At 72.8% G+C, this 17,139-nt stretch carries 16 protein-coding genes and 1 riboswitch; of the genes, 4 read left to right on the top strand and 12 right to left on the bottom strand.

The window, feature by feature from the left end:
* Window positions 1-2 precede the first annotated feature (2 nt).
* Together FDM97_RS07855 and FDM97_RS07860 are read right to left on the bottom strand one after the other, a co-directional pair.
* Window positions 3-479 (bottom strand): GNAT family N-acetyltransferase, encoded by a 477-nt coding sequence (locus FDM97_RS07855; RefSeq protein WP_137989530.1) that lies wholly within the window; start codon window positions 477-479, stop codon window positions 3-5.
* Window positions 480-520: 41 nt separating this feature from the next.
* Entirely contained in the window at window positions 521-877 is a 357-nt protein-coding gene (locus FDM97_RS07860) for an antibiotic biosynthesis monooxygenase family protein (protein WP_137989531.1), read from the bottom strand.
* Between the two features lie 12 nt (window positions 878-889).
* On the opposite strand from FDM97_RS07860, the gene FDM97_RS07865 reads away from it, so the two are divergent.
* Window positions 890-1,987, top strand: a complete 1,098-nt coding sequence (locus FDM97_RS07865) for a serpin family protein (protein ID WP_137989532.1) — start codon at window positions 890-892, stop codon at window positions 1,985-1,987.
* On the opposite strand, the gene FDM97_RS07870 is transcribed toward FDM97_RS07865, so the two are convergent.
* The 3 genes from FDM97_RS07870 to FDM97_RS07880 all read right to left on the bottom strand — a co-directional run bounded on the left by FDM97_RS07870 (window position 1,984) and on the right by FDM97_RS07880 (window position 5,098).
* Window positions 1,984-2,652: an O-methyltransferase gene (locus FDM97_RS07870; RefSeq protein ID WP_137989533.1), complete on the bottom strand. Its 669-nt coding sequence runs from the start codon at window positions 2,650-2,652 to the stop codon at window positions 1,984-1,986. The genes FDM97_RS07865 and FDM97_RS07870 overlap by 4 nt on opposite strands.
* Entirely contained in the window at window positions 2,649-3,701 is a 1,053-nt protein-coding gene (locus FDM97_RS07875) for a DUF2330 domain-containing protein (RefSeq protein WP_254705530.1), read from the bottom strand. Before FDM97_RS07875 ends, FDM97_RS07870 begins: the two co-directional genes overlap by 4 nt.
* A 149-nt stretch (window positions 3,702-3,850) precedes the next feature.
* A complete protein-coding gene (locus FDM97_RS07880; protein WP_137989535.1) occupies window positions 3,851-5,098 on the bottom strand; it encodes a cytochrome P450 in 1,248 nt (415 codons plus the stop codon).
* Window positions 5,099-5,348: 250 nt separating this feature from the next.
* Here FDM97_RS07880 and FDM97_RS07885 point away from each other — a divergent pair, with 250 nt between their 5' ends.
* Window positions 5,349-6,518 carry a steroid 3-ketoacyl-CoA thiolase gene (locus tag FDM97_RS07885; RefSeq protein ID WP_137989536.1) on the top strand — a complete coding sequence of 390 codons (1,170 nt, stop codon included), beginning with the start codon at window positions 5,349-5,351 and terminating at the stop codon, window positions 6,516-6,518.
* Window positions 6,519-6,656: 138 nt separating this feature from the next.
* Here the strand turns inward: FDM97_RS07885 and FDM97_RS07890 are convergent, their stop codons facing one another.
* The 7 genes from FDM97_RS07890 to FDM97_RS07920 all read right to left on the bottom strand — a co-directional run bounded on the left by FDM97_RS07890 (window position 6,657) and on the right by FDM97_RS07920 (window position 14,708).
* Window positions 6,657-7,058, bottom strand: a complete 402-nt coding sequence (locus tag FDM97_RS07890; protein WP_137989537.1) for an aggregation-promoting factor C-terminal-like domain-containing protein — start codon at window positions 7,056-7,058, stop codon at window positions 6,657-6,659.
* 306 nt (window positions 7,059-7,364) lie between these two features.
* The gene (locus tag FDM97_RS07895; RefSeq protein ID WP_254705531.1) at window positions 7,365-8,207 is read right to left on the bottom strand and encodes an ECF transporter S component; all 843 of its coding nucleotides are present in this window, start codon (window positions 8,205-8,207) and stop codon (window positions 7,365-7,367) included.
* Window positions 8,204-10,414 carry an ATP-binding cassette domain-containing protein gene (locus FDM97_RS07900; protein WP_137989538.1) on the bottom strand — a complete coding sequence of 737 codons (2,211 nt, stop codon included), beginning with the start codon at window positions 10,412-10,414 and terminating at the stop codon, window positions 8,204-8,206. The genes FDM97_RS07895 and FDM97_RS07900 overlap by 4 nt, the downstream gene beginning before the upstream one ends.
* Window positions 10,411-11,502, bottom strand: coding sequence for an energy-coupling factor transporter transmembrane component T (locus FDM97_RS07905; RefSeq protein WP_137989539.1), 1,092 nt, complete (start codon window positions 11,500-11,502; stop codon window positions 10,411-10,413). Before FDM97_RS07905 ends, FDM97_RS07900 begins: the two co-directional genes overlap by 4 nt.
* A complete protein-coding gene (locus tag FDM97_RS07910) occupies window positions 11,499-12,173 on the bottom strand; it encodes an SCO2322 family protein (protein ID WP_137989540.1) in 675 nt (224 codons plus the stop codon). Before FDM97_RS07910 ends, FDM97_RS07905 begins: the two co-directional genes overlap by 4 nt.
* Complete coding sequence (locus FDM97_RS07915; RefSeq protein ID WP_175439060.1) at window positions 12,170-13,429, bottom strand: terpene cyclase/mutase family protein; 1,260 nt, start codon at window positions 13,427-13,429, stop codon at window positions 12,170-12,172. The genes FDM97_RS07910 and FDM97_RS07915 overlap by 4 nt, the downstream gene beginning before the upstream one ends.
* A gap of 60 nt (window positions 13,430-13,489) precedes the next feature.
* A riboswitch (cobalamin riboswitch) is annotated at window positions 13,490-13,648 on the bottom strand.
* Window positions 13,649-13,667: 19 nt separating this feature from the next.
* Window positions 13,668-14,708, bottom strand: coding sequence for an MBL fold metallo-hydrolase (locus tag FDM97_RS07920; RefSeq protein ID WP_137989541.1), 1,041 nt, complete (start codon window positions 14,706-14,708; stop codon window positions 13,668-13,670).
* A gap of 706 nt (window positions 14,709-15,414) precedes the next feature.
* Between FDM97_RS07920 and FDM97_RS07925 the strand changes: the two genes are divergently transcribed.
* Window positions 15,415-16,884 carry an aldehyde dehydrogenase gene (locus tag FDM97_RS07925; protein WP_137989542.1) on the top strand — a complete coding sequence of 490 codons (1,470 nt, stop codon included), beginning with the start codon at window positions 15,415-15,417 and terminating at the stop codon, window positions 16,882-16,884.
* Window positions 16,884-17,117, top strand: coding sequence for a ferredoxin (locus tag FDM97_RS07930; protein ID WP_137989543.1), 234 nt, complete (start codon window positions 16,884-16,886; stop codon window positions 17,115-17,117). The genes FDM97_RS07925 and FDM97_RS07930 overlap by 1 nt, the downstream gene beginning before the upstream one ends.
* Window positions 17,118-17,139: the final 22 nt, after the last annotated feature.

Genomic DNA, 17,139 nt, shown 5'->3' on the forward strand with positions numbered 1-17,139 from the left:
GTCTACAACTCCTTGCCGTACCAGATCTCCATGTACGGACCCTCGCAGTACGCCGGGATCTCCGCGTACCCGTGGCGCGTGTACAGCGTGCGCGCCTCGATCAGGTCCAGGCGCGTGTTGAGGACCATCCGGCGAGCGCCCAGTTTCCGGGCCTCGCTCTCGAGGCCGTCGAGCAGGATCCCCGCGCCGCCGTGGCCGCGGAAGGCCGGGCGCAGGAACACCCGGGTCAGCTCGGCGCGTTCGCCGTCCAGCATCAGGACGCCGCCGCAACCGGCCGGCCTGCCCTGGAGGCGGGCCACCAGGAACTGGCCGGTCGGCGGGGTCAGCAGCTCCACCCCGTCGTTCGTCAGCCCCTCGTCGATCTCCGCCTCGGTCGCCGGCCGCTTCCAGTAGCGGCTCGCGACCTCGTCGTAGTAGTCGCGGCGCAGGGCCGTGGCGTCCGGGGTGTCGACGTGCTCGGGCAGGAAGGTCCAGGTCATGCGGGCCAGTGTGGCGGGCATGACCCGTACCCGTCGCGCGATTACTTGGGGGCGGCCTGCTGGACGACCTCGAACGACCACAGCGTGGAGCCGCTGGCCGCCGGCTTGGGCCGGTCCTCGCCGCCTGCGCCGCCTGCGCCGCCTGCGCCGCCCGCGCCGGCACCTCCGGCTCCGTGGGCGGCCTTCATGGAACCGCTCATCCAGTTCTGGAAGTCCTCCTCGCTGCGCCAGCGGGTGTACACCAGGTACTGGTCCGTGCCTTCCAGCGGGCGCAGCAGCTCGAACCACTCGAAGCCGTCGGAGCCCTCCACGGCCCCGGCGCGGGCCGCGAAGCGCTGTTCGAGGACCTCGCGCTGTTCGGCAGGGACGGTCAGTACGTTGATCTTGACGATGCTCATGAAGGGCAGGATATGGGTGCTACGGAACTGATCACGCGCGCCGACGCGGTTCGCGCGCTCGGTGCGCGCTGGCTGCCGCACCTCGGCGCATACGGCGACGAGGACTTCGTCTGTTCGCCGGCCGGGCTGTGGCTGGCGCTGGGCGCGGTCGCGGCCGGGGCGCGCGGGGAGACCGCCGAGGAGCTGCGGGTGCTGCTCGGGGTCGCGGGCGACGAGGCGGCCGAGGCGGTGACGGTGGTGGCACGCGAGCTGGCGGGGACGGACGCGCTGGACGTGGCGACCGGGGTGTGGAGCGGGATTCCGCTGCTCCCCGCGTACCGGCAGGCGCTGCCGGACATCGGGTTCGGGGCGCTCGACCGGGACGCGCAGGCGCGGCTCGACGCGTGGGTACGGGAGTCCACCGGCGGGCGGATCGGGCGGCTGCCGCTCGCGCTCGACGGCTCCGAGGCGCTCGTCCTTGTCAACGCCCTGGCCCTCAAGGCGTCCTGGCGGGCGAAGTTCAACGCGGCCCTGACCCGGGACGAGCCCTTCACGGACGTGTACGGCGACACCGTCCCCGTACCGACGATGCGTCAGCTGGTGCCCGCTCGCTGGGTGTGGACCGTGGACGGGACGACCGTCGTGGAGCTGCCGTGCGAGGGGGAGGCGGGCCCGCGGGTCCGCTTCCTCCTGGGGGCGGAGGGCGCGGGCGCGGCCGAGGTGCTGCCCGCGGCCTGGACACCGGACGCCCGGCGCGAACCGCTCGCCGCCGAGGCCGTCGATCTCGCGCTGCCACGCTTCACGCTCCGTACGGAGACCGATGTGCATGCGCAGCTCGACGCCCTGGGCGTCGGGGCGGCGAGCCTGCCGGAGGCCGCCGATTTCACCGGGCTCGCGGCCAAGCGGCCGCTGTGGATCTCCGCCGCCGTTCAGGAGGCCGTCGTCGAGGTCGCCGAGCAGGGCGTGGAGGCCGCTGCGGTCACCGTCGTCGCGATGACCCGCGGCGGCGCTCCGCCCCGCCACAAGCTGATCGCGAGGGTCGCCTTCGACCGGCCCTTCGGGGTGGTCGTGCTCGACGCCTCCGGCGCGGTGCCGCTCTTCGCCGGCTGGCAGTCGAGCGCGCCCCGCTAGGCCACGACGCGGGCCAGCAGGAACCCGTCGTAGCCCTTCGTACCCACCGTCTGGAACGCGGTCGCGTCCAACCGGGGCTCGCGCGAGACCAGTTCGAACATCTCGCGGGTGCCGGTGGTCGCGGGGTCGTCGGAGTCGGCGTCCAGGACCTTGCCGCCGCGCACGACATTGTCCACGACGATGACCGTGCCGGGGCGCGAGAGCTTCAGCGCCCAGGCCACGTAGTGCGGGTTGTTGGCCTTGTCGGCGTCGATGAAGACGAAGTCGAAGGGTCCGGCGCCCTCCGTCTCCAGCTGGGGCAGGGTGTCCAGGGCCGCGCCGGTCCGGACCTCGACGATCTTGTCGAGGCCGGCCCGGGCGATGTTGGCGCGGGCCACGTCCGCGTGGGTCGGGTTGTACTCCAGGGAGATCATCCGGCCGTCGGCGGGCAGTGCCCTGGCCATCCAGATCGTGCTGTAGCCGCCGAGCGTGCCGATCTCCAGGACCGTGCGGGCGCCCTGCATGGTCACGAGCAGGTTCAGGAGCTTGCCCTGGTTGGGGGCGACGGCGATCTCGGGGAGCCCGGCGGCCGTGGAGTCGGCGAGGGTGGCGGCGAGCGCGTCGTCGGCCGGGACGAGCAGGTCGGTGAAGTAGCGGTCGACGGTGGTCCACTGATCCTGGGTCATGCGGCCGAACGTACCGCAGGGCGCCGTCGGCGAGCGCGTACCGCCACGGCCGTCCCGACGGCTGCCAGCACGCCGACCACCGTGAGGAGCCAGACCGGGACGCCGCCGGCCGTGAGGAGCCGGTCGTGGTGGATCACTTCCCGGTACGGAGTGTCGGCGGCCGCCGCGGCCAGCTCGTGGTCGCCGTCGATCCGCTCCGGGAAGGGGAACTCCTGGTCGATCGCGGTCAGATACGTCTGCCCGCCGCCGCCCGCGAGTTCGGCGACCGCGCCCTCCGGCTCGATCGCGCCGGCGAAGGTCACCTCGGGCGCCCGCCCGCCGATGTCGTCGCGGGGCTCCATGCGATGGTCGGCGAGCACGTACAGGCCGAGGGACTGCGGGGTCTTCGCGAGGCGGGAGAGCCGCATGGGGTAGATCAGCCGCTCGCTGGCGAAGCTGATCCGCAGCGGGTCGAGCTCGCCGCGGAGCGTCGTGCCGTCGGCGTCGGGCGCGAGGCGCACCGCGACGTACTCCCACTTCTGCTCGACGTACGGCCGCAGTTCGGCCGCGAGCCCGTCGGAGAGTTCGAAGCCGTTCTTCTCCAGCCAGCCGCTGAGCGCCTTCGGGTCGGTGGCGGTGAGCCGTGCCACGTCGAAGGGACCGAGCCGCTCGCGGCCGACGACCCCGACCGCGCCCGCACGCGGCGGGGCGGCGCCCGCGCCGTCCGAGGCGCCGCCGTCGAAGGGCCAGTCCTTGCCGCGCGGCCAGAAGTAGTACCGCTTCTTGTGCTCCGGGCGGGTGAGCCGTTCGAGCTCGTCGAAGAGTTCCGGGTCGCCGAGCGTGACGTCGGCCCGGCCGGGTACGGGCATGATCCAGGCGGCCCGTTCGGCGTCGCCGCGCACGGTGAAGCGCATGACGATCTGCTCCGTACGGCCGTCCCAGCGCACGGCCGAGGTCTCCCGGTCGACGCCGATCCGGTGGTTCCGGTCCGGGATCATGGCTCCGCAGCCGCACGCGTACGCCGGTGCGATGAGCGAGCCGAGCTGGAGCGCGATCAGCGCGACGATCATGGCCAGAATTCTGTGTGTCCCCCGCATGTTCCCTCAGACGCGGAGCATGAAGATCCGGTTCCGGGCCCGCGGGGGCCTGGTCCGGCGGGAGGCGGGAGCCCCAGGCGTAGGAGGGATGAGCCCCCGCCTCCCCGTCTGTTTCCGGTCGGTCAGGAGCCGACCCGGACCTGCAACTCCTTGATCCCGTTCAGCCAGGCCGCGCGCAGCCGGCGCGGCTCGCCCGCGAGCGTCAGATCGGGCAGCACGTCGGCGAGGGCGTTGAAGATCAGCTCGATCTCGGTGATGGCCAGCGACTTGCCGAGGCAGAAGTGCGGGCCTCCGCCGCCGAAGCCGAGGTGCGGGTTGGGGTCGCGGGTGATGTCGAAGGCCTCAGGGTTCTCGAAGGCCTCGGGGTCGTTGTTGGCGGAGGAGTAGAAGAGCCCGACCCGGTCGCCCCTGCGGATCTTCTGGCCGCCGATCTCGGTGTCCTGGGTCGCCGTCCGCTGGAAGGAGACCACCGGGGTCGCCCAGCGCACGATCTCCTCGGCCGCGGTCGCCGGCCGCTCGCGCTTGTAGAGCTCCCACTGGTCGGGGTGGGTGAGGAAGGCGTGCATGCCGTGGCTGATGGCGTTACGGGTGGTCTCGTTTCCGGCCACCGCGAGCAGCAGCACGAAGAAGCCGAACTCGTCGGAGGAGAGGTTGCCCTGCCCCTCCGCGGCGACCAGCTGGGTCACGATGTCCTTGGCGGGGCACTCCTTGCGGGCGGCGGCCAGGTTCATCGAGTAGCCGATGAGCTCCATCGCGGACTCGGCACCGATCTCCTCGGTGATGGCGTACTCGGGGTCGTCGTACGCGACCATCTTGTTCGACCAGTCGAAGATCCGGGTGCGGTCCTCCTGGGGGACGCCGATGAGTTCGGCGATCGCCTGGAGCGGCAGCTCGACGGCGACCCGGGTGACGAAGTCGAAGGAGCCGTCGGGGCCGGCGTTCCGCCTCGCCTCCTCGACGATCGCCCGGGCGCGCTCGCGCAGGGCCGTCTCCAGGCCCCGGATCGCGCGGGGCGTGAAGCCGCGCTGGACGATCTGGCGGACCCGGGTGTGCTCGGGCGGGTCCATGTTGAGCATGATCAGCTTCTGGACCTCGATCTGGTCCTTGGTGATGTGCTCGTTGAAGCGGATGACGGCGGTGTTCTCGGTGGAGGAGAACAACTCGGGATGCGTGGAGACGTACTTGACGTCCGCGTGCCGGGTGACGGCCCAGTAGCCCTCGTCGTCGAAGCCGGTGACGCCGCGCGGCTGCGGGCACCACCAGACGGGCGCCGTCTGCCGCAGCTGCGCGAACTCCGGGAAGGGGATGCGGCTCTGGAGCAGATCGGGGTCGGTGGCGTCGAACCCTTCGGGGAGGTGGGGGCACGGCATCGGCAACACGCTCCATGTCTGACGGTCCATCAGAAGGTGCCCGCAAGGTAGTAACGGGTTCTACAACTGGCAAGGGATGCGACGGCAACTGTTGCCGGTAATCGGCGCACGCGGGTGTGTGCACAACCCTTGCGTACCGGCGGTAGCAGTCATAAGACTGCACACAGAACTAGAACGCGTACCAGTTCCCCGTACGCCCCCCGACGCGGAGTGCCGGGACACCCCGCCCGGGCGAGGAGAGGACGAGCTCATGGCCGCGGAACCCGTCATCGTCGAAGCCGTACGCACCCCCATCGGCAAGCGCGGAGGCGCGCTCGCCAATCTGCACCCCGCCTATCTGCTGGGCGAGACCTACCGTGAACTCCTCGGTCGCACCGGCATCCCCGCCGACTGCGTCGAGCAGATCGTCGGCGGTACGGTCACCCACGCCGGCGAGCAGTCCATGAACCCGGCGCGCAACGCCTGGCTCACCATGGGACTTCCCTACGAGACCGCCGCCACCACCGTCGACTGCCAGTGCGGCTCCTCGCAGCAGGCGAGCCACATGGTCGCCAACATGATCTCCTCCGGGGTCATCGACGTCGGCATCAGCTGCGGTGTCGAGGCCATGTCGCGGGTCCCGCTCGGCTCCGGTTCCAAACACGGGCCCGGAAAGCCCTGGCCGGACGAGTGGAACGTCGACCTGCCCAACCAGTTCGAGGCCGCCGAGCGCATCGCCCGGCGCCGCGGTCTCACCCGCGAACGGGTCGACTCGCTCGGCCTGCTCTCCCAGGAGCGGGCCGCGATCGCCTGGTCCGAGGAGCGCTTCAAGCGCGAGACCTTCGCCGTCCAGGTCCCGACCACCGAGGAGGAGCAGGCCGCGGGGCAGGGCATGTGGCGGCTCGTCGACCGGGACGAGGGCCTGCGCGACACGAGCATGGAGGCGCTCGCCCGGCTCAAGCCCGTCATGCCGACCGCCGTCCACACCGCGGGCAACTCCTCCCAGATCTCCGACGGCGCCGCCGCGATCATGTGGGCGTCCAAGCGCATGGCCCGCGCCCTCAAACTCCGCCCCCGCGCCCGGATCGTCGCCCAGGCCCTGGTCGGCGCCGACCCGCACTTCCATCTCGACGGGCCCGTCGACGCGACCCGCGCCGTCCTCGGCAAGGCCGGGATGTCGCTCAGGGGCATCGACCTCGTCGAGATCAACGAGGCGTTCGCGTCGGTGGTGTTGAGCTGGGCGCAGGTCTTCGATCAGGACCTGGAGAAGGTCAACGTCAACGGTGGCGGGATCGCCCTCGGGCATCCGGTGGGCGCCACGGGTGCGCGGCTGATCACCACCGCCCTGCACGAACTGGAGCGTACGGACAGGGAGTTCGCGCTGATCACGATGTGCGCGGGCGGGGCGCTGGCGACCGGAACCATCATCCAGCGGCTGTAGACGAGGGTGGGCGGGGGTTCCGGGTGCTCGACGACCTCCGGTCGCACGCCCTCATGCTGCGCGGCGCCTGAGAAACGCCGCAGGCCCCGCCCCTCCGGAAGGAGGGCGGGGCCTTGCGTGGGCTGCCGGCGGTGACTCTTAGTACCAGCCGTTGGCCTGCCAGAAGTTCCAGGCGGCGTTCGGGGAGCCGTAGCGCTCGTTCATGTAGTTCAGGCCCCACTTGATCTGCGTGGCCGGGTTGGTCTTCCAGTCGGAGCCGGCCGAGGCCATCTTCGAGGCCGGCAGGGCCTGGACCAGGCCGTAGGCGCCGCTGGAGGAGTTGGTGGCGGTGTGGTTCCAACCGGACTCGTGCTCGACGATCTTGCTGAACGCCGCGTACTGCGACGCCGGCACGATCTGTCGGGCGATCTCCTGCGGGGTGGCGGCCGAGGCCGTACCCGTCGTACCCAGCACGGCACCCGAGGCGCCCAGCAGCACGGCTGCGGAGGCGGCGAAGGTCTTCTTGTGGGTGGAGACACGAGTGGCGATGGAGCGGAACACGTAAGCACCTAACGTCGGGGACACGGGGTGCGCCGGGCGTTTCAGGCAAGCCGGAACCAGAGCCCGGGGGTCCCGGAGACTGGGGGAATCGGCCTGCCCGAGGCGCTGCGCTGTGCGGCAGCGGCCTGGCGACGTCCACCAGAGAAGCAGGACCGATACGGCGATGCAACGACCCCGTGTACGAGGCGACATCGAACCGACGGCGAACGTCCCGATGTCCGTAACAATGACGTTTTCGCAGGTAGAGGCCATCTATGGGGTGATTTGGGAGGATCTGAACCCCTCCTATTCCGGTTAGTACGTGACTTAGGTCCTGTGGGGCGCCTCACCGTGGGGGGCCTCTTCCGGGGCCTCGAATGTGACCTGGGCCTCGAAGTTCGCACGCCGCGTGGCCCGCCGGAGCGCCTTGAGGAGCGTCCCGCCGACGGTGAGGGTGAGAACGACGGTGAGCGCGGCGCGGCCGAGGTCCCAGCCGAGGGAGGTGGCGAGGACGTACGCGACGAACCGGGCCAGGTTCTCGTGCACCGGATCGCCCGCCACGAAGGAGACGCCCGAGGCCAGACCGGGGACGATCGCCCAGCCGTACAGGTTCATGATCGTGCCGTACGCGAACGCCGCCACGAAGCCGTACGCGGCGAGCATCAGCAGCTCCGCCCGGCCCCGCAGCCGCTCCGGGCCAGGGAGCAGACCCGCGCCCATCGTGAACCAGCCCATCGACAGCATCTGGAACGGCATCCACGGGCCCACCCCACCCGTGAGCAGGGCGGACGCGAACATCGTCACCGACCCGAGGACGAACCCGAACCCCGGGCCGAGGACCCGGCCGCTCAGCACCATCAGGAAGAACATCGGCTCCAGACCGGCCGTCCCGGCGCCCAGCGGCCGCAGCGCCGCTCCCACGGCGGCCAGGACTCCCAGCATCGCCACCGCCTTCGCGTCCATGCCGCTGTCCGAGATGGTCGCGACGACGACGGCGACCAGCAGAGGGAGGAGGGCGGCGAAGAGCCAGGGGGCGTCGGCGGCGTGCGAGGTGACGGCCGCCGAGGAGTCCGCGAGCAGCGGCCAGCCGAACGCCATGACACCCATCACCGAGATCAGGACGAGCGCGGCGACCGAGCGCGGCCCGAGCCGGACGGGGCGGGACGTCACGGCGCCTCCCGGAGCGCCGCGGCGACCTGCTCGACGGTGAGCCACGGCTGCGGGGCGAGGATCTTGGCGACCTGGGGGGAGAAGGCGGGGGAGGAGACGACGACCTCGGCGGTCGGTCCGTCCGCGACGACCTCGCCGCCCGCGAGGATCACGACCCGGTGCGCCAGCTCGGCGGCGAGCTCCACGTCGTGCGTGGCGAGCACGATGGCATGGCCGGCGGCGGCGAGCTCGCGCAGATGCGCGACGAGACGGGCCTTGGCCGCGTAGTCGAGACCGCGGGTGGGCTCGTCGAGGAGCAGGAGCGGGGGGCGTCCGGTGAGGACGACGGCGAGCGCGAGCGCGAGGCGCTGCCCTTCGGACAGGTCGCGGGGGTGGGTGTCGTCCGCCACGCCCGGCAGCAGCTCGGACACCAGGGCCCGGCAGGTCCCGGGCACGGCGGACGCGTCCGCGTCGGCGGCGGCGCACTCGGCCGTGACCGTGTCCGCGTAGAGGAGGTCGCGGGGCTCCTGCGGTACGAGACCCACGTGGCGGATCAGCTCGCGGGGGTCGGTGCGGTGGGGGACGCGGCCGCGGACGAGAACGCTGCCGGAGGTGGGCTCGACCATCCCGACGAGCGCGCTGAGCAACGTCGACTTCCCGGCGCCGTTGCGGCCCATGAGGGCGACGGTCTCGCCGGCCCGGACGGTCAGGTCGACGCGCCGCAGCGCCTCGACACGTCCACGCCGGACGCCGAGGGCACGGACGTCGACGAGCGCGTCGGTGGGGGCGGGCCCGTCTGGGCGGGGCCGCCGCCAGAACCGGGAAATTCCCCCACCCCGCCCCTTCCCCGCAGCATCCATCGGCGGCTCCGCCGCGGGCTGCCGGGGGCTGGTGGACGGTTGATGTCCGGGGGCTGCCGCCCCCGGCCCCCGCTGAGCGGCAGCTTCGCGCCGGGGGGGTTGGGCGTTCGGCCTCGCGAGTGCCTCCCGGCCCGGCTGGGCGGTGGCTTCGCGCCGCGCGGGGTGGGCATCCGGGTCGGTGGGTGTTTCCGGGCCCGGCTGGGCGGTGGCTTCGCGCCGCGCGGGGTGGGCATCCGGGTCGGTGGGTGTTTCCGGGCCCGGCTGGGCGGTGGCTTCGCGCCGCGCGGGGTCGGCATCCGGGCCGGTGGGTGATTCCGGGCCCGGCTGGGCGGTGGCTTCGCGCCGCGCGGGTTGGGTGTCCGGCTCTGCGGGTGCCCCCGGTGCTACGTCCCGCTGGGGTTGGCTGTCCGGCGTCGCGGGCTCCCTCGGGCCCCGCTGGGCGGTAGCTTCGCGCACATTCAGCCCCGCCGGCGATTGAGGCGCGGGGGTCTGGGGGCGGAGCCCCCGGTTACGGGAAGGGGCGGGGTGGGGGAGGAGCCCCGCAGGGCCACCCTCCCGCAGCCGGGCCTCCAGGCGGACCCGCAGGTCGCCCGACCGGCGTCGGGCGTCGCGGACCGTCATGGGCAGGGGGGACCAGCCCGCCACGCGGCCCAGGGCCACCACCGGTGGGTGGACCGGGGAGACGGACATGATCTCAGCGGGCGGCCCCATGGCCCCGTCCGGCAGCAGGATCACCTGGTCCGCGTACTGGACCACGCGCTCCAGACGGTGCTCGGCCATCAGGACCGTCGTTCCGAGGTCGTGGACCAGGCGCTGCAGGACTGCCAGGACGTCCTCCGCCGCCGCCGGGTCGAGCGCGGACGTCGGCTCGTCGAGGACCAGGACCTTGGGGTGCGGGGTCAGCACCGAGCCGATCGCCACCCGCTGCTGCTGGCCCCCGGAGAGCGTCGCGATCGGCCGGTCGCGGAGCTCCGCCAGGCCCAGCAGGTCCAGGGTCTCCTCCACCCGGCGCCGCATCACCTCCGGCGCCAGGCCCAGGGACTCCATCCCGTACGCCAGCTCGTCCTCGACCGTGTCCGTGACGAAGTGCGCGAGCGGATCCTGGCCGACCGTGCCGACCACGTCCGCCAGTTCGCGCGGCTTGTGCGTCCGCGTGTCGCGGCCCGCGACCGTGACCCGGCCCGTCAGCGTCCCGCCCGTGAAGTGCGGGACGAGCCCGGACACCGCGCCGAGCAGCGTCGACTTGCCGACGCCCGACGGGCCGACGAGGAGGACGAGTTCGCCCTCCGGGACGGTCAGGTTCACGTCCCGCAGGGTGGGTTCGCCGGCCTCCCCGTAGCTCACGGAGACGTTCTCGAACCGGATCACGCGGACTCCTTCGGCACAGGGGCGACGAACGCGGGCACCAGGCCCACCAGCAACGACACGGCGGGCCACACCGGAAGTTCCGGCGCCTCCAGCGGAACGACCCCGGGATGCAGCGCCTCGTACGCGTAGCTGTTCGCCCAGATCATCAGCGCCGCCACCACCACCCCAGAGCCGGCCACCAGCCACGCCCGCACCCCCCACCGGTCCGGCCGGTACCGGCTCCGTACCGCACGGCGCCCGCCGAGCCGCAGCCCGGCCATCGCCGCGACCAGACCGGCGACCACCAGCGGCAGCCCGTACCCCGCGCCCTGCGCCGCCAGCAGACCGTACGAGCCCGCGCACACCCCGAGCAGCCCGCCCAGCGTCAGCACGTTCGTCGTCCGCCGCACGGCCGCCGGCACCTGGGCCGTACGCCCGTATCCGCGCGCGTCCATCGACGCCGCCACCGCGATCGAGCGCTCCAGCGCGCCCTCCAGGACCGGAAGGCCGATCTGCAGCACCGCCCGCACCCCGCCCGTCGGCCGCCCCCGCAGCCGCCGGGCCGTGCGCAGCCGCACCACGTCGGCCACCATGTTCGGCGCGAAGGTCATCGCCACGACGACGGCCACCCCGGCCTCGTACAGCGCGCCCGGCAGCGACTTGAGCAACCGCGCCGGGTTGGCGAGCGCGTTCGCCGCGCCCACGCAGATCAGCAGGGTCGCCAGCTTGGCCCCGTCGTACAGCGCGAAGACCACCTGTTCCGCCGTGACCCGGCCGCCGATCCGCACGCCCTGCGCCCACTCGGGCAGCGGTGCCTCGGGCAGGGTGAACAGCTCGTGCGTTCCCGGGATCGACGAGCCGAGGACCACCGAGAAGACCACCCGCAGGGCCACCACGAACAGGCCCAGCTTCACGAACGCCCCGTACGAACGCGCCCAGGGGGCGTCCGTGCGGCGGGCGGCGACGACATAGCCGGCGACGCCGACGATCAGGCCGAGCAGCAGCGGGTTGGTGGTACGGGAGGCGGCCACGGCCAGCCCCAGCGCCCAGAGCCACCAGGCGCCCGCGTGCAGCGCGTTGGAGCGGTTCGCCTCGGGGGCACGGATCATGCGCGGCGGCGCGCCTTCCAGATCGCGGCGCCGCCCAGCGCGAGTACGGCCGCCCCGCCCACGACGATCCCGGCGGAGGGACCCCCGTCGCCGTCGACGTCCGCCACCTTGGTGGCCGTGGCCGTGACCGTGGCCGCGGCCGTGGGATTCGCGCCGGAGTCGGTCTCCGCCACCTGCTCGCCGCAGCCCTTCGCCGGGTACCCCGCGATCCCGCACAGCAGCGCCGCGCTGTCGTACCGCAGCGGTTTCGCCACCGCGGCCAGCGCCTCCGCCGCCGTCGCGTCCTCGCGGACCTGCGCGCAGCCGGTCTTCCGTGCCGGGTCGGGCGGGGTCTCGCCCTGCGGGGCGTCCGCCGCCGAGCCGAAGTCGACGACGACCGCGACCCGCTTGGTGCCCGCCTTCCGCTCCGTACCGGAGCAGAGCGCCGTGAAGTCGGGGGCGGCGCCGGGCCGCGAGGCGTCGCTCGTGTCCTCGCTGACCGCGAAGCGGAAGCCGATCGCGTCCCCGTCCGCGGGCCGGGCGGTCGCCGGGCCCTGCGTCGCGTACGCCCAGTTCCCGCCGCCGTCGCTCTCCCAGAACGACCAGTACCGGTATCCGCCGGCCTGCGCGGGAGACGCGGCGGCCAGCGTGAGGACCACGCCCGCCGCCGCGCCGACGACTCTGGCCCTCACTTCTTGCGCCCGCTCAACAGGAAGCCGATCCCGACGCCGACGACCATGCCGATGCCGATGATCCACCACAGGTCGAAGGAGCCGGAGCCCTCGTCCTTCTTCTCGCTCGCCGAGGCGGTGGCGGACGGCGAGCTCTGCGGCGCGGGACCGGTGGCGCCCAGCTCCTTGAGGAGGTCGACCGAGCCGAAGGCGCGCGGGTCCACGCCCATGGCGTTCGCGGCGAAGATCAGCTGGGCCCAGGCGGCGGGGCCGCCCTCCTTGGCCCAGGCCGCGGAGTTCTGCTGCAGCCAGGTCAGCGCCCCGGCCGCCTCCTTGGTGGCGCCGGTCGCGGCCAGCGCGACGACGGCGTCCGCGGTGTTGCCGTAGTCGGGCAGCTCGGTCGGGTCGGCGGCGCCCGGCATCGGCGGAGTGTTCAGGTGGCCGGTCTTCGCCAGCGCGGCGGCCAGGTAGGAGGCCCCGTTGAGCGCGACCCGGTTCGCTGTGGGCTTGGGCAGGTCCGTGCAGGTGGGGGTCTGCTCGGGCTTCACCCCGCGCGCGGTGATGCCCTTGCCGAGCCCGGCGAGCGTGGCGGCCGCGGTGGCGTCGGCGTTCGCGAGCAGCGTGCCGTTCTTGTCGGGCTGGTACGCGAACGCGCCCGCCCCGTCCTTGGCGGAGCAGGGCAGGGCGAGGCCGAGCAGCGCGTCGTACGGGGTCCTGCCCTCGGCGGACTTCACCTCGCCCGGCTTCTCGCCGAGCGCGGTGAGCGCGCTGATCACGATCGAGGTGGAGTTGGCGTCGCTGGGGCTGCCGGGGTTGTAGCCCCAGCCGCCGTCCTTGTTCTGCACGCCCTTGAGCCAGCCCGCGCCGGCCGTGGCGGCCCGGGCCTGCGCCTCGGGGTCGGCACTGCGCGGCCTGGCCCCGGTGAGGGCCTGGACGGCGACGGCCGTGGCGTTGGTGTCCAGCATCGTGGCCGGGTCGCAGGGCTTGGTGGGGTCGGGCCGGTACGAGGCGAAGGCGCCGCTGTCGCACTGCTGCTCCCGCAGCCAGGTCACGGCCTGCTCGGCGGGCTGCACTCCGCTGGTCGTCTGCGCGATGAGGGCGACCGACTGGCGCCACACGCCGTCGTACGTCGGGTCCTTCGTGCCGTAGAGACCGGAGGGGATCACGGGCGCGGGGGTGGCGGACGGGGAGGGCGCGGCGGTCGCGGCGGGGGCCAGGCCGGTGCAGAGCACGGCGGCGGCGGCGAACGCGGCGGCGCCGCGGCGGACGGTGATCATGCGTGCTGGCCTCTCCTGCGGCCGGGCACCGGCACGCTCAAGGCACCAGGCTCGGCTCCGTATTCCTCGACGGTGCCGGCGGTCACGTCCCGGGCGGGGCATTCCGACTGACCACCAGGGGTGGCTCACGGTTGCGGGTCAGTGCCGGATTTGCACCGGCTTCCCCCCGTACGGGTGTGATGACGACTCGCACACTCTACCGGCCCGTACCCCCCACGCCCCGTGGGTGGGAGCGGCCTCACACTGCGACGTACGCGACCGGGTCCGTGCCCGCCACGGCCTCCGCGCGGCCCAGCTTCACCAGGCGGCGCACATGGGCCTCGGCCTCGCTGACCGCGATGTTCCGGGAGCCGTACGGGATCTGCTCCCAGGGGCGGTTCCACTCCATGCGCTCGGCGAGCTGCCACGGGGTGAGCGGGGCGGCAGCGAGCAGGGCGAGCAGTCCGGTCAGCCGCTCCTCGTGGTGGTCGAGCAGCTCCCGGACCCGGCCGGCGGCGTCCGCGAACGCGTACTGGTGGGCGGGGAGCACCTCGGCCACGCCCAGGCGTCCGATGCGCTCCAGCGAGTCCAGGTAGTCGCCGAGGGGGTCGGTGACGGTCGCGTCGTCCGGGTCCTCGTAGAGGCCGATGTGCGGGGAGATCCCGGGCAGCAGGTGGTCGCCGGAGAAGAGGCGGCCGCGGCCGGGCAGTCGCGCGGGGTGCTCCTCCTCCAGGTGGAGGCAGACATGGCCGGGTGTGTGGCCGGGGGTCCAGATCGCGCGCAGTCGCCGTCCCGCGAGGTCGAGGAGTTCGCCGGGGACGATCTCGCGGTCGGGGAGGGCGGAGCGCAGTCCGGGCAGGGTGCGCATCCGGCCGGCCGAGCGGGCGGCGAGGAGCGGGGCGGTGTGCTCCTCGGGGGCGCCGACGGCGGCCAGTTTGCGGGCGAGGTAGTCGAGCCAGGCGCCGGGCTCGGACTCGCGCGTGCGGCGGACGACGGCGGTGTCGGCGGAGTGCATCGCGATCCACGCGCCGGACTCCTCGCGGACCTTGCCCGACAGGCCGTGGTGGTCGGGGTGGTGGTGGGTGATGACGACCCCGTGGACGTCCCGTACGGACGTGCCCAACGCGGCGAGTCCCGCGCCGAGTTCGCTCCAGGAGGCGGGGTCGTCCCAGCCGGTGTCGACGAGGACGGGGCCGCGGTCGGTGTCGAGGAGGTGGACCAGGGTGTGCCCGAGCGGGTTGTCGGGGATGGGGACCTGGATCGACCAGACGCCTCCGCCGTGTTCGGTCACCTGCGTCATCGATTCCCCGATTCCGGCCGCTCGATCACCACGATTACTGGAACGCGTTCCAATGGTCGCCCAAGTCTACTTCCCTGCAAAGGGTTTGGACTGAGCGTCAGCCGGACCGGGCGGACCGGGCGGACCGGACGGACCGGTCGGGCTGATGGGGCGCGGCTACCAGCAGTCCGGCTCGAAGAGCCGGGAATGCCAGAAGGCGCACACGTTGACGCCCATGTCGTCGGCCGCCGGTCCGTGAGCCTGACGCGGTCCCGGAACCAGCCCTGCTCGATCTCCTCGTCGCTCATCGTGGAGGTGTCGGGCATCCGCTCTCCGTGCCGGGTGAGGAGATCGCTCCAGGAGCGGACCATCTCGTCCCTGGTCGGGGGCTGCGCGACCTGGGTGTCCACCGTCACGCCGTCGTCGTCCAGCGTCGCGAACGCGGCCCCCACGCCTGCGCACATGGCCAGCGTCAGCACGGCCGCGCCGGCCGCCAGGCGCCCACCGCTCCCGCCACGCTTCATGCGTCTCCCGTCGGAGTCCGTCCTGGAGCCGATCACGCTATCCCGGCCGTGTCGAGGTTCTGTGGCCGTTCCGTGCGCACGAAGTCGATCTTCAGGACGGGTCCTTCCCGTGGACTCCTGCGACTGGAACTGGTATCAGTTCTGATGCGGCGTCAGATAACGCACGCCGGGCCGGATATCGCGACGCGCGGGAGGCAGCAGGCATGACCGAGCTTGTGGAGCACGGAAAGCTGTTCATCGGCGGGGAGTTGACCGATCCGCTCGGCAGCGACGTCATCGAGGTGATCTCGCCCCACACCGAGGAGGTCATCGGCCGCGTGCCGCACGCCTCCCAGGCCGATGTCGACCGGGCCGTCGCCGCCGCCCGCAAGGCCTTCGACCAGGGGCCCTGGCCCCGGATGACGGTCGAGGAGCGGATCGAGGTCGTCACCCGGATCAAGGACGCCATCGCCGTACGCCACGAGGAGATCGCCCGCTCGATCAGCGCGCAGAACGGCTCCCCGTACTCCTGGAGCGTGCTCGCCCAGGCCCTCGGCGCCATGATGGTCTGGGACGCGGCCATCACCGTCGCGCGCGACTTCCCGTACGAGGGGCGGCGCGCCGGTGTCCTCGGGCCGATCCTGGTGCGGCGCGAGCCGGTGGGCGTGGTCGCCGCGGTCGTCCCGTGGAACGTCCCGCAGTTCACCGCGGCCGCCAAGCTCGGGCCCGCCCTCCTCGCCGGCTGCACGGTGGTGCTCAAGCCGTCGCCCGAGTCCCCGCTCGACTCGTACATCCTCGCCGAGATCGCGACCGAGGCCGGGCTCCCCGAAGGGGTCCTGTCCATCCTGCCCGCCGACCGCGAGACCAGCGAGTACCTGGTGGGACACCCCGGCATCGACAAGGTCTCCTTCACCGGATCGGTCGCGGCCGGAAAGCGCGTGATGGAGGTCGCCTCCCGCAACCTCACCCGCGTCACCCTCGAACTCGGCGGGAAGTCCGCGGCCGTGATCCTGCCCGACGCCGACGTGGCCACGGCCGTCGCCGGGATCGTGCCGGCCGCCTGGATGAACAACGGCCAGGCGTGCGTCGCCCAGACCCGTATCCTCGCGCCGCGCAGCCGGTACGACGAGATCGCCGAGGCGTTCGCCGCGGCCGCGGGCGCCCTGGTGGTCGGCGACCCGCTCGACCCGGCGACCCAGGTCGGCCCGCTGGTCGCCCGACGCCAGCAGCAGCGTTCGCTCGACTACATCAGGCTGGGCCAGGAGGAAGGCGCCAAGATCCTGACGGGCGGCGGCCGTCCGGCCGGACTCGACCGCGGCTGGTACGTCGAGCCCACCCTCTTCGGAAGCGTCGACAACACCATGCGGATCGCCCGCGAGGAGATCTTCGGGCCGGTCATCTGCCTTCTCCCGTACGGGGAGGAGAGCGAGGCGCTCCGGATCGCGAACGACTCCGACTACGGGCTGAGCGGCAGCGTCTGGACCGGGGACGTGGAGCACGGCATCGACTTCGCCCGCCAGGTGCGGACGGGCACATTCAACGTCAACACCTTCAGCCTGGACATGCTCGGACCGTTCGGCGGCTACAAGAGCTCCGGTCTGGGGCGGGAGTTCGGCCCGGAGGGCTTCGGGGAGTACATGGAGCACAAGATGGTCCACCTGCCGGCCGGGTACGAGGGCCCGGGTGGTGCGTGATGGGCGACCGCTGGCACGTGGAGGTCGACCGGGGGGTGTGCATCGGCTCCGGCATGTGCGTCAACCACGCCCCGGACGGCTTCCGTCTCGACACGGCCCGTCAGTCGCACCCGCGTGAACCGGAGTCCGACGCGAACGAGAACGTGCTCGCGGCGGCCGAGGGATGCCCCGTGGAGGCCATCCTCATCACCCTCCTCGACGGCGGGGAGCCGGTCTTCCCGCCCGAGGACTAGTTTCCACGTGCAAAACTACTCC

The sequence above is a fragment of the Streptomyces vilmorinianum genome (genome assembly GCF_005517195.1).
GTDB classification, from domain to species: Bacteria; Actinomycetota; Actinomycetes; order Streptomycetales; family Streptomycetaceae; genus Streptomyces; species Streptomyces vilmorinianum.

What these genes read in the sequence shown, in the direction of transcription:
- FDM97_RS07920 (WP_137989541.1), bottom strand. Translation starts at nt 14,708, where the DNA reads ATGACGCAGGTGACCGAACACGGCGGAGGCGTCTGGTCGATCCAGGTC.
- FDM97_RS07930 (WP_137989543.1), top strand. Translation starts at nt 16,884, where the DNA reads ATGGGCGACCGCTGGCACGTGGAGGTCGACCGGGGGGTGTGCATCGGC.
- FDM97_RS07855 (WP_137989530.1), bottom strand. Translation starts at nt 479, where the DNA reads ATGACCTGGACCTTCCTGCCCGAGCACGTCGACACCCCGGACGCCACG.
- FDM97_RS07880 (WP_137989535.1), bottom strand. Translation starts at nt 5,098, where the DNA reads ATGCCGTGCCCCCACCTCCCCGAAGGGTTCGACGCCACCGACCCCGAT.
- FDM97_RS07865 (WP_137989532.1), top strand. Translation starts at nt 890, where the DNA reads ATGGGTGCTACGGAACTGATCACGCGCGCCGACGCGGTTCGCGCGCTC.
- FDM97_RS07870 (WP_137989533.1), bottom strand. Translation starts at nt 2,652, where the DNA reads ATGACCCAGGATCAGTGGACCACCGTCGACCGCTACTTCACCGACCTG.
- FDM97_RS07915 (WP_175439060.1), bottom strand. Translation starts at nt 13,429, where the DNA reads ATGATCACCGTCCGCCGCGGCGCCGCCGCGTTCGCCGCCGCCGCCGTG.
- FDM97_RS07860 (WP_137989531.1), bottom strand. Translation starts at nt 877, where the DNA reads ATGAGCATCGTCAAGATCAACGTACTGACCGTCCCTGCCGAACAGCGC.
- FDM97_RS07875 (WP_254705530.1), bottom strand. Translation starts at nt 3,701, where the DNA reads ATGATCGTCGCGCTGATCGCGCTCCAGCTCGGCTCGCTCATCGCACCG.
- FDM97_RS07925 (WP_137989542.1), top strand. Translation starts at nt 15,415, where the DNA reads ATGACCGAGCTTGTGGAGCACGGAAAGCTGTTCATCGGCGGGGAGTTG.
- FDM97_RS07885 (WP_137989536.1), top strand. Translation starts at nt 5,349, where the DNA reads ATGGCCGCGGAACCCGTCATCGTCGAAGCCGTACGCACCCCCATCGGC.
- FDM97_RS07905 (WP_137989539.1), bottom strand. Translation starts at nt 11,502, where the DNA reads ATGATCCGTGCCCCCGAGGCGAACCGCTCCAACGCGCTGCACGCGGGC.